This is a genomic window from Flavobacterium sp. SH_e (assembly GCF_025717045.1).
GTDB lineage: Bacteria > Bacteroidota > Bacteroidia > Flavobacteriales > Flavobacteriaceae > Flavobacterium.
The window spans coordinates 1,172,454-1,184,544 of the sequence record NZ_JAOVZN010000006.1 but is presented as its reverse complement, the minus strand read 5'-3'; the positions used below and the strand labels follow the sequence as shown (position 1 = coordinate 1,184,544).

Annotated in this window: 8 protein-coding genes; 2 read left to right on the top strand and 6 right to left on the bottom strand. The window is 34.1% G+C overall.

The window, feature by feature from the left end; translation table 11 throughout:
• Nucleotides 1-190 precede the first annotated feature (190 nt).
• The 6 genes from gldN to topA all read right to left on the bottom strand — a co-directional run bounded on the left by gldN (nt 191) and on the right by topA (nt 8,852).
• A complete protein-coding gene (gene gldN / locus OD917_RS16030) occupies nt 191-1,180 on the bottom strand; it encodes a gliding motility protein GldN (protein WP_263524404.1) in 990 nt (329 codons plus the stop codon).
• 45 nt (nt 1,181-1,225) lie between these two features.
• On the bottom strand, nt 1,226-2,764 hold the full coding sequence (gene gldM, locus OD917_RS16025) for a gliding motility protein GldM (RefSeq protein ID WP_263524403.1): 1,539 nt from the start codon (nt 2,762-2,764) through the stop codon (nt 1,226-1,228).
• A gap of 52 nt (nt 2,765-2,816) precedes the next feature.
• Nucleotides 2,817-3,464: a gliding motility protein GldL gene (gldL, locus tag OD917_RS16020; protein ID WP_111284758.1), complete on the bottom strand. Its 648-nt coding sequence runs from the start codon at nt 3,462-3,464 to the stop codon at nt 2,817-2,819.
• Between the two features lie 56 nt (nt 3,465-3,520).
• Entirely contained in the window at nt 3,521-4,915 is a 1,395-nt protein-coding gene (gene gldK / locus OD917_RS16015; protein ID WP_263524402.1) for a gliding motility lipoprotein GldK, read from the bottom strand.
• Between the two features lie 262 nt (nt 4,916-5,177).
• Nucleotides 5,178-6,329 carry a formimidoylglutamase gene (locus OD917_RS16010; RefSeq protein WP_263524401.1) on the bottom strand — a complete coding sequence of 384 codons (1,152 nt, stop codon included), beginning with the start codon at nt 6,327-6,329 and terminating at the stop codon, nt 5,178-5,180.
• 6 nt (nt 6,330-6,335) lie between these two features.
• Nucleotides 6,336-8,852, bottom strand: coding sequence for a type I DNA topoisomerase (topA, locus tag OD917_RS16005; RefSeq protein ID WP_263524400.1), 2,517 nt, complete (start codon nt 8,850-8,852; stop codon nt 6,336-6,338).
• A gap of 372 nt (nt 8,853-9,224) precedes the next feature.
• Between topA and miaB the strand changes: the two genes are divergently transcribed.
• Nucleotides 9,225-10,670 (top strand): tRNA (N6-isopentenyl adenosine(37)-C2)-methylthiotransferase MiaB, encoded by a 1,446-nt coding sequence (miaB, locus tag OD917_RS16000; RefSeq protein WP_263524399.1) that lies wholly within the window; start codon nt 9,225-9,227, stop codon nt 10,668-10,670.
• Nucleotides 10,671-10,816: 146 nt separating this feature from the next.
• Nucleotides 10,817-12,076 carry a sigma-54 interaction domain-containing protein gene (locus OD917_RS15995; protein WP_263524398.1) on the top strand — a complete coding sequence of 420 codons (1,260 nt, stop codon included), beginning with the start codon at nt 10,817-10,819 and terminating at the stop codon, nt 12,074-12,076.
• The last annotated feature ends 15 nt before the right edge of the window (nt 12,077-12,091 follow it).

Here is a 12,091-nt window from a genome sequence, read left to right as displayed (position 1 = left end):
ATAACTTTTACAAGACATTAAACGAAATTTTATTAAAAATATTGTTTTATTTTTCTTACATAAATAAAATTATTTTACTTGCCGTAGTTATACTTGCAAAAGCCGCGATCTAATTCTGTTTTATCCACATAAAAAAAACTCTCACTACAAAGGTAGTAAGAGTTTTTAAAATATTTTGTTATGTATCAACTTAGTAGTTCCACATATCTTGTTCGAAATTGCGAATTTTTTCTTTCACTCTTTCAGATTCTAACAACTGATTTTGAGCGTTGTCTTTCATATAGTCGCTAATTGCTCTATCTCCATAAAGGTTTTCCTCTTTGTAAACAACAGCATTAAAACGTCTAGAATTTAAAATCTGATCAAATGAAATTGGAAGAGCTGAGTTGTTATCATTGAAAGCTTTTGCTTCATGCAATGCTTCTCTAGAATTTGGGAAGAATACCCAAAACAATTCAATATAATCCTTTTCATCACTATTCATTGTATAAACGTCAGGAGTTACAGGACAAATTCCCAGTAAACGATATTTCAATTCACTTTGACGTTTGTCAAAATACCAGTATCCTTTAATTTTATACTGAGTAACATCTGCAGCCGTAAGGTCTTGTTTTAAGATATATTCAGCAGGAACTGTTCTTGATGGCCCAACTGTTTCTTCAACATAATTAACCTTTTTGTTTTTACCGCTACCAGTAACTACTTTTTTCTTCACAACACGTGATTTGTAGTCGTCTGGATATTGGTTGATTAACTCTCTACCAGCATCTGTTGTATCAATACGAGATAATGATCCTTCGATGTCTTTCATAGATTTTTTAGTATTGAAATAACTATCAGTATATACTTCAGTTACTTTTCCACTTTTAATAGCCTTAGTAAGAACGTCATATAAAGAACGTCTATTAGGTCCAATATTGGCTGTATCTACTGGAAAATATAATGGAAAATTAATCTTTTCATTTAAATCAATGATCTCCCATGTAGTTTTTCCCATCAAAATATCTCTATCATCTACATACCCGTAAGCCAATGGCTTATCATTATCAGATATTAATTGAGCAGGAGTTTTAAGTCCGATCTGAGCAGGAGTTTTTGCATTCAGCAAATTAGATTGCGCATTAGAAGCAAATCCTCCAGCAATAGAGATAATAGCTATTAAAAAATTTCTTACTTTCATCGTGGTATCGTTATAAGATATTGAATGTAGTTTACACTACCTTTATTATTGTATTTCGTAAATTACTGGAGCAGTTCTTGGCAATAAATAACTACCAGCTCCAACAAGTTTAGTTTTAATTTCAGAAATAGTAACTTGGTCTCCTTTACCTGCTCTTGAAAGTACTTGTTTACATTGTGCATTCATTTTGTTTCCTGTAACAACAACTGTAGGCTGTCCAGCAATTTTCATATTGAATCCAACAACATCTAAACCAACTTCAAAATCAAAATCAAGAAGTTTAGCACCAATAGTAGCAATCTCTAAGTTAGATTTAGGACCTTTAACAACTCCCATTTCTCCTCTGATTGTTCCTGTTGGACCAGGAATACCTTTAATTCTAAATGTTTTCTTATCAGTTACTTTATCACCGTTTGGCAATGTACCAGTTACAGAAATTGTAGTTTCAGTACCTTGACCTGGGCTCATGTTATATTTTCCTGGTTTTCCAGCAGAAGCTAAACCTGGGGCACTAGCAACAATTTTGTTAGCATCAACACCAGCGAATGAAACAGAGATTGGGTTAACAACACCTCTATAAACAACATTCATTTTGTCTGCTGAAATTGTAGCAGCGTTTGGTCTTGGAACAACAACATATTTTCCAGAGAATTTCAAAGGAATATTTTTACCATCTTCTAAGAAAGTAAATTGTCCGTTGATATCCTGTTCTCCAACTCCACCAGCAGTTAAAGAGATAACAGCTTGTCCGTTAACGATTTGTCCTGGACCTTGGAATGAAGTAGGTGTAGTGTTTTCATCATAACGACCTAAAACAACTTTACCTGTAACTTTTTCACCTTGAAAATAAGCGTTTTTATCTAAAACAACAATCGCTTGATAGTTGCTATAAGAAGCAGCAGCAACCGCAGCTTTTCCTAAAGCACTGTTATAAACGTCTGTTTCTGCTTTTTTAACGTCATTTTGCCAAGCTGAAAGTTTTGCAGCTGATGCAATTGCAGGGAACCCTTTAAAGTGGTAAGCTAAGTATTTTTCTTTTATACCTTCTTTGTTTTTCACGTCAGAAACATCAAATTTCTTTTCAATCTCTGCGATAATTGGACCATATTTTTTATCAGTTAAAGCAGCTTTCATGTCCGCTTTATATTTTTCGATTTTAGCGATAATTTCGTTACCTTTTTTAGTGTAACCGTCTCCTGTGAACCAGTCGTCGATATTATCACCTCTATCCATTGCCTCATAAGGTAATTTTCCAGTTTCTTTTTCAACTTCGAAACCTTTGATAGATTGAGCTTTTAAGCTTCCGATATAATCATAAAATTCTTTAGAAATAGTTTCAACTTTGTGAGCAGTAACTGCAGCAATAGCGAATTCTCCTTTTGCTTCAGCAGCTTTCTGATCTAATGATTGAAGCAAAGAAGTATTTGTTGTTACTGATGAAGTATTTGCAGCTTCGAACTTTTCATTCATCAAACCAAAAGCAGAAATAACTTCTTTTGATACGTTCATTGCTAACATTGCGATGAAAACCAGATACATCAGGTTGATCATCTTCTGTCTAGGGGTTAATTTTCCTCCTGCCATTTTTTTCTAATTAGTCTTTATTAATAAAATTTAATATTTAGTTAAAAACTAATTATCCTTTGTTACTCATTGCAGAAAGCATACCACCGTAAACACTGTTTAAAGAAGCGATGTTTGCAGTCATAGAAGCCATTTGCTCTTTTAATTTAGAAGCGTTTTCAGCAATTTCTTTGTTAGCTTCAGCGTTTCTAGAAGCGCTTTCTAACTGTACTTTATATAAACTGTTTAATGATTCCATTTGAGCAGCAGCCAATGATAATTCTTCACCATATTTTTTAGTAGAAGCGATAGAATCAACTGTTGGAGCAATTCCTTTAGCAGCAGATTCGAAGTTTTTGATGCTGTTTCCTAAACTTGACATTAATTCACCGTCAATTTTAGCTTCTTTTAATAATGAATCAAGTTTTTGAGATAATAATCCTTGTGCATCAGTTGGAGTTTCAGATTTAGCTTTTTTCTCTCTTGCTTGTCCATTAGCTAATTCTGGGTAAACTAAAGTCCAATCTAATTCGTCTTCAACTGGTTCGAAAGCAGAAAGCGCAAAAATTAACGCTTCAGTTAATAATCCTACTGAAAGCATAACTGTTCCTGTTAATGGCCCAATCTCAAAGTGAGTAATTTTGAATAAAGCTCCAACGATTACCACTGCCGCTCCCATACCATAAGCGAAATTCATTGCTTTTTTACTTAATAATGCCATAATACTTTTTTTTTAGGTTTTAAAATAGATTTGTTGGATATTGATAAAATTATAAATTACTTTTTTCTGTTTCCGGTAACTTGCGTTCCCATGTAATCTTGTACAGTTCTGAATCCGATGTAGCTTCTAGCTGAATCAGCATATTCGTGGTCACGAGTACTTACCTGTAGGAAATAAGCAACGTCTTTCCAAGAACCTCCACGAACAACTTTTCTTTGATTTTTACCATCAATTACGTTTGGATTCATTGTTGATACATATTCGTAAGCGTTTGGATTGTAAGCTGAATCTGTCCACTCTGAAACGTTTCCTGCCATGTTGTATAATCCGTAACCATTTACGTCATATGATTTTGCTTCAACTGTATATAAAGCTTCATCAGCAGCATAATCTCCTCTACTTGGTTTAAAGTTTGCTAAGAAACAACCTCTATCGCTTTTAGTATAAGGACCTCCCCAAGGGTAAGTAGCAGACTCCAGACCTCCTCTAGCAGCGTACTCCCACTCTGCCTCAGTTGGCAATCTGAAAGAGTTTACAAGATCACGCCCTTTTTTCTTAGATTTAATATAACTGTTTTTGTTTAAAGTTCTCCAAGCACAGAATGCTTTAGCTTGTTTCCAAGTTACACCAACTACAGGATAATCTCCATAAGCTTTGTGCCAAAAATAATCATTGTGCATTGGCTCATTATATGAATAAGCGAAATCTTTAATCCAAACTGCTGTATCAGGATAAACATTTACCTGCTCAGTTTTTACGAAGTCACTTCTTTTTCCAACTTTTGCTTTTGCAGCAGCTTGAATATCCATCCAAGAATAACGGAATTTCAATTTATTTACATCAATTGTTCTTAAACCATTGTACGATTCTTCAATTGGCAAATACATAGAATCCATTACTTCAGCGTAATACTCATCTGGATATGCTTTTGTATCTTTAATCAACTTAACTTTTCTGTTTAGTTTTCTTCCAGCATATGGATCATCTTTTGTACCAACACTATAATAGTTATCGTACATATATTTATCATAAGCTGTCATTTTTTCTGGATCAGAATCATTAAAAGCGTAATCAGCAATGCTTCCGCCTTTGCTTCCTTTACCATCAGTAGCCTTCTGTCCTGTCTCGTCAGCTAAGATTGCTAAACGAACTCTCATTGTAGAATCTTTTACCCATTCTACAAATTGGCGATACTCACTATTTGTGATTTCTGTTTCATCCATGTAAAATGAACGAACAGTTACGGTTTTAGTAGGAGCATCTTCCACATTAGCTAAATCTGCATCAGATTTACCCATGATAAAAGATCCACCCGGAACTAATGTCATTCCATAAGGCTTCTCAGGATGCCATTTCCCTCCTGTAACACCGACTAATTCACCTTTGTCACCAGACTTACCACAGCCGATTACTAGTGTTAACATTGCTGCAAATGCAATAAACTTCTTCATATAAATTTGGGATTATCTATTCATTATTAAAAGTCCGTAAACGTATTTATTATTTATCTAAAAAACAATACTACTTGCGAATTTATTTTACCGTTCAAAAATAATGTTAAATAAAATAAAAAAAAAATATTTCATCGATAAACTGTTTTAAAAAATCGATGTAGAACGTTAATTTTTATATTTTATACTCTTTTTCTTACTAAACTATTTTAACCTTTTTTTACAAATTTTAAAAAGTTAAGATTTCACTTATCTTTTTATCTCACAAAGCATTTTTTCTTTGCGCTTTCCACCATCTTTCTGGCAATTCTTGATTGCAAGCCGACAAATATTCGTCGTATGAACAGGGTAATAACGTATTTCTTTTTAATTTATTGCTGCCGTTTGATTCAAATGGAATTTCGATCCACCAGCGATCTGTTTTATCACTTTTATAAAATATTAATTCTTCTTCATCTAGCGGAACTATATACTTTAAATAATTTGCTCGGCTTCCAAATGGATATTCTTTCGAGCGATAATGATAGCCTTCTATAAAATACCATACAATTTGAGAAATAATAACCGACTCAGCCATTGTACTGTTGTGATTAAACACTCCAAAAGCAGAAACTTTATCACTAATTCCGGCATATCTTGCTAAAGCGCAAATCTCTTTTCCATTAAATCCATTAGGTTCAAACGTAACTGTATTTGCTGAAGCCGAAGATTTTACTGAGTTTAAATCGATACTCACCAAATCTGCATCTCTAAAAACAGGCTCGGCTAAAGTGATTTTATTTGAAATTTCTCCCAGACGATAAGCATCAAAAAAAAGTTTTTCGATCAAATCGATTTCTTCCTGCGAATTATAATAGGTCTGATATCCTATATTACAGTAATTAAAAAGATTGTTTGGTTCGTCAATAATAATTTTTGTCAAGTATGAATTAGCTGAAACTGACTCATTTTCTTTTCCAAAATCAAATTTATTATCAACAGCAACTAGATTTACCATTTGCTCTAAATCATCATAAGCACGATATAAAGCATAAGTCAAATCCTGCGAACCCCCTAGGACTATAGGAATGATTTTATTCTTAATTAATGCAGCCGTAACTTTCTTTAATGCAAAATAAGTATCTTCTACAGAATCTCCTGCAAGTATATCTCCTAAGTCTGCAATTGAAGCATCCCAGTTGCCTGGAAACATACTATATAGCTTTTTACGAACAGCAGTAAGATTAACTTCATTAATCATATTGATGTTTGTACGATCTTCTAAAACACCAATTATAGCGATATTAATTTGCTCAATATCAGGAAACTGATCTTGTGTATGAAAGACAATTTTGCTTCCAAGCTCTTGCGAAGACAGCGAACTGACAAATTTCACAATTGTATCGTTAACTGGTTCTAGAAAATCAAATTCCATCTATACTTATTTCTTTTTAGCAGCTGTTTTTTTAGCTGGCGCTTTTTTGGTTGTCGTTGTCTTTTTTGCTGCAGTTTTCTTTGCAGGTGTTTTTGCCTCAATCATTCCTTGAACTTGGCTTAATGTCAATTTTGTAGCATCAACATCTTTTCCTAATTCAATTTTGATTTTACCTTTCAGAATTACAGAACGCCCCCATCGAGCTTTTTCTACTACAATTCCTTCTTCTTCCCAATTATGAATAACTTTATCAATGTTTTTCTGAAGTTTCTCTTCAATCAATTCTTCAACATCTGCTTGAGAAAGATTATCAAAATTGTATTTCTTGTTTACATTCACAAAAAGTCCATTCCATTTAATGAATGGTCCAAAACGTCCCACTCCTTTTTGAACTGCTTCACCTTTATAAACTGCAATTGGCGCATCAGCTAGTGCTTTTTCGTCAATTAATTCTTGAGCTCTTTCTTTAGAAACATTTAGCGGATCTTCTCCTCTTGGCAATGAAATAAAAACGCTTCCGTGACGAACATAAGGACCGTAACGACCATTATTTACTTCAACTTCTTCTCCTTTATATTCACCTAAACTTTTTGGAAGCAAGAATAAATTCAAAGCTTCTTCAAGTGTAATGTTTCCTATATTTTGATCCGCCATTAAGCTGGCAAACTTTTTATCCTCATCATCTGCTTCTCCAATCTGAGCCATTGGCCCAAATTTTCCTAAGCGAACAGAAACTTGTCTTCCGTCAGCATCTTTTCCTAAAATTCTTTCACCACTTTCGCGTTCAGCATTTGCCTCAACTTCTTTTACATTTGGGTGGAATTGATTGTAGAAATCCTGCATCATTTTTGCCCAGTCGATATTTCCTTCGGCAATTTCGTCAAAGTCTTGCTCTACTTTTGCAGTGAAATTATAATCTAAAATGTTTCCGAAATTCTTCACCAAGAAATCAGTAACAATAGTTCCAATATCTGTAGGAACTAATTTTCCTTTATCAGAACCTGTATTTTCTTTTAGAAGTTTTTCTCCTACTTTATTATTTTGTAAAGTAAGCTGTGTATAATTACGTTCTACACCTTCAAGCGTTCCTTTTTCAACATAATTTCTATTGATAATTGTTGAAATAGTTGGCGCATAAGTAGAAGGACGTCCAATTCCAAGTTCTTCTAGTTTTTTAACTAAAGATGCCTCAGTATAACGTGCTGGCGGTCTTGAATATCGTTCAGTAGCCGTAATATAGTTACTAGATAATTTTTCGTTAACTTTTAATGCAGGAAGCATTCCTTCTTGTTCTTCTTCATCGTCATCGTGACCTTCCAAATACACTTTTAAGAAACCTTCAAAAAGTAAAACTTCACCAGAAGCTGTAAAAACTTCGCTATGATTATCTGCTTCAATTTTTACGTTTGTTCTTTCAAGCTGTGCATCGCTCATTTGCGAAGCTAAAGTTCTTTTCCAGATCAAATCGTATAAACGAGCTTGGTCACGGTCAATATTTACTGTATGACGAGACATGTCTGTTGGACGAATTGCTTCGTGCGCCTCTTGAGCTCCTTTGTTTTTATTAGCAAAAACACGAGGTTTTGAATATTCTTTCCCGTAAGATTTGATAATTTCAGCTTCTGCAGCATCCATTGCTTCTCTAGAAAGATTTACCGAATCGGTTCTCATATAAGTAATAAGTCCCGCTTCGTATAAACGCTGTGCTAACTGCATCGTGATTCCAACTGGCAAGTATAATTTTCTTGCCGCCTCTTGTTGCAACGTAGAAGTTGTAAAAGGTGATGTTGGAGATTTTTTGGTAGGTTTAGTTTCTAAATCTGCTACCTTATATATAGAACCGATATTTTGATTTAAGAAATCTTCGGCTTCTTTTTTAGTATTGAAGTTTTTAGGCAATTTTGCTTTAAAAACTTTTCCAGCTTCATTTACAAATTCTGCAACAATAGAATAAGTTGCAACTGCATTGAAACCTTGGATTTCGCGTTCTCTTTCTACAATTAAACGAACAGAAACCGATTGTACACGACCAGCAGAAAGTCCGCCTTTTATTTTTCTCCATAAAACTGGAGACAATTCGTAACCTACCAAACGATCTAATACTCTTCTCGCCTGCTGTGCATTAACTAAATTATAATCAATTTCTCTTGGATTATCGATTGCTTTTAGAATCGCAGATTTTGTAATCTCGTGAAAAACAATTCTTTTGGTCTTTTTTGTATCTAGTTTTAATTCTTCCGCTAAGTGCCATGAAATAGCCTCTCCCTCGCGGTCCTCATCGCTTGCTAACCAAACCGTTTCGGCATTCTTAGAAAGTGATTTTAGTTTCGTTACCAAGGCTTTTTTATCCGGGGAAACTTCATATTTAGGTTTAAAACCATTCTCTACATCTACCCCTATTTCCTTTGATGGTAAGTCGGCTATGTGACCATAACTCGACTCCACCTGAAAATCACTCCCGAGGAATTTCTCGATCGTTTTCGCCTTTGCAGGTGACTCCACTATTACTAAATTCTTTGCCATTGCTCTATTTTTCTGCAACAAAAGTATTTATTTTTTTTAAATATTAACCTTACGAATGCATTTTTGAAGTATTTTGATATTATGAAACTTAAAATTGCAGATTTATCTGTAATATTCTCTATAATATATATAGGTATAACTTTTAATGATTTCTGACCGAGAAATTCCTTTATTTTAGATTGCAAATTTTAGATTTTAGATTTTTTGCGATTGCATCTAAACTTTTCTCCAATACATTTCAATTGAATAAACACCCCATAATCTACAATCTAAAATCTGCAATCTAAAATTTTTAAAACATTGTTAATTCTTTATCTGACATCTTGTCATATTCGTTTCAATTACCCTATCTTTGCACTTTGAATTTTTACAATGGAAAAGATTATTGAAGAAAGCAAACAAGGCGAAAGTCTTGTTTTGGAAAATAAACCTGAGAATACTAAAAAACTTTTTATAGAAAGTTACGGCTGTGCGATGAATTTTTCGGACAGTGAAGTCGTAGCTTCCATTTTGTCTGACGGAGGATATAACACAACTTCGGTTCTTGAAGAAGCCGATTTGGTTTTGGTGAACACTTGTTCTATTCGCGATAAAGCTGAACAGACTATTCGTAAGCGTCTTGAAAAATATAATGCTGTAAAACGTACCAATCCGAAAATGAAAGTGGGCGTTTTAGGCTGTATGGCCGAGCGTTTGAAAAGTCAGTTTTTGGAAGAAGAAAAAATAGTTGATCTTGTTGTTGGTCCAGATGCTTATAAAGATCTTCCAAATTTATTGGCGGAAGTTGAAGAAGGACGCGACGCCATTAATGTAATCTTATCAAAAGAAGAAACTTACGGAGATATTTCTCCTGTTCGTTTAATGAGTAACGGAATTACTGCTTTGGTTTCCATCACTCGCGGATGCGATAATATGTGTACGTTCTGTGTTGTGCCTTTTACACGCGGTCGTGAACGTAGCCGTGAACCACAGAGTATTATGACTGAAATTCAGGATTTATGGAGCAAAGGCTATAAAGAGGTTACGCTTTTGGGACAAAACGTTGACAGTTACCTTTGGTATGGCGGCGGTTTGAAAAAAGATTTTGTAAATGCTTCTGAAATGCAAAAAGCAACTGCTGTTGATTTCGATCAATTGCTTGAAATGGTGGCTACTGGTTTTCCTAAAATGCGTATTCGATTTTCTACTTCAAATCCGCAGGATATGCACGAAAGCATTTTGCACGTTATTGCGAAATATCCAAATATCTGTAAACATATTCACTTGCCCGTTCAATCTGGAAGCAATAGAATTTTAAAAGAAATGAATCGTCTGCACACTCGTGAAGAATATATGGCTTTGATTGATAAAATTAGAGCAATTGTTCCAGATGCTTCGATTTCGCAAGATATGATTGCTGGTTTTCCAACAGAAACGGAAGAGGATCATCAAGATACTTTAAGTTTAATGGAATATGTAAAATATAATTTCGGTTATATGTATTCGTATTCTGAACGTCCTGGAACTTTGGCTGGAAGAAAAATGAAAGATGATGTCGAAGAAGAAACTAAAGCCCGAAGATTACAGGAAATTGTCGATTTACAGCAAAAACATGCTTGGCTTAGAAGCGAGGAATTTGTTGGAAAAACAGTTGAAGTTTTAGTAGAAAAAGTTTCGAAGAAATCTAAAGATGAATTTTCTGGAAGAAACTCTCAAAGTATTACGGTTGTTTTCCCAAAAGAGAATTACAAAATTGGAGATTTCGTAAACGTAAAAATCACAAGCTGTACTAGTGGAACTTTAAAGGGTGAAGCGGTTGGTTTGAGTGAGATGAATTAAAATTGTTTGAAGTTTCAGGTTTCAAGTTTCAGGTTATTTCTGTAACTTCAAACTTGGAACAAAATTATAAGCCAAATTTTAAAGTTTAGGGGCAAAGTTGTAAAACTTGAAACCTAAAACAATTAAAAACTTGAAACAAAACACAAATGGAAACAGTTCAAGCAATAAAACAGCGATTTGAGATCATTGGTAATGATCCGAAATTAAATCGTGCCATTGAAAAAGCCATTCAGGTTGCTCCAACTGATATTTCGGTTATGGTAACTGGGGAAAGTGGTGTTGGTAAAGAAAATATTCCTAGAATTATACATTCGCTTTCACACAGAAAGCATGGTAAATATATTGCCGTAAACTGTGGCGCAATTCCAGAAGGAACAATTGACAGTGAACTTTTTGGACACGAAAAAGGGGCTTTTACAGGTGCAACAAGCACACGTGAAGGATATTTTGAAGTGGCAGACGGCGGAACAATCTTCTTAGATGAAGTTGGTGAATTACCACTAACAACTCAAGTAAGATTGCTTCGTGTTTTGGAAAATGGTGAATTTATAAAAGTAGGTTCGTCTCAAGTTCAGAAAACGAATGTTCGTATCGTTGCAGCAACAAACGTAAACTTATTCAATGCAATCGAAAAAGGTAAATTCCGTGAAGATTTGTACTATCGTTTAAGTACAGTCGAAATCACATTACCGCCTTTACGCGAAAGAAATGATGATATTCATTTGTTGTTCAGAAAATTTGTGGCCGATTTTGCTCATAAATATAAAATGCCTCCTTTAAGACTGGACGATGATGCTGTTCAGCTTTTGCAAAAGTTTAGATGGAGCGGAAATATACGTCAATTGCGAAATGTGGCGGAACAGATTTCTGTTTTAGAAACTAATAGAGATATTACTTTAGCAACTTTACAATCGTATTTGCCTGCTGAAGGAAGCAATTTACCTTCTGTTATAAACGACAGCAAAAAAGAAAGCGATTTCAGTACTGAAAGAGATATTCTTTACAAAGTGCTTTTTGATATGAGAAGCGATTTGAACGATTTGAAAAAACTGACTTTGGAATTGATGAAAAACGGTACTTCTAAAGTTCAAGATATTAATCCGAATTTGATTCAGAAAATATACGGAAATCAGCAAAACGATAGCGAAATTGATTTTGAAGAAGAACCAAGAACAGCTGTTATGACAACTCCTGCGGTTCGTGAAGAAAATTATCAAATGCAAGACGATAACTATTTATTTGCCGAAACCATTGAGGAAGAAGAAATTTTACGTTTAGAACAAAAAGAAATCGAAATGATCAAAAAATCATTAGAAAAAAACAAAGGAAAACGTAAAGCTGCGGCAGATGAATTAGGTATTTCTGAAAGAACTTTATACCGCAAAATCAAACAATTCGATTTATAAAAATAATTAAATTAC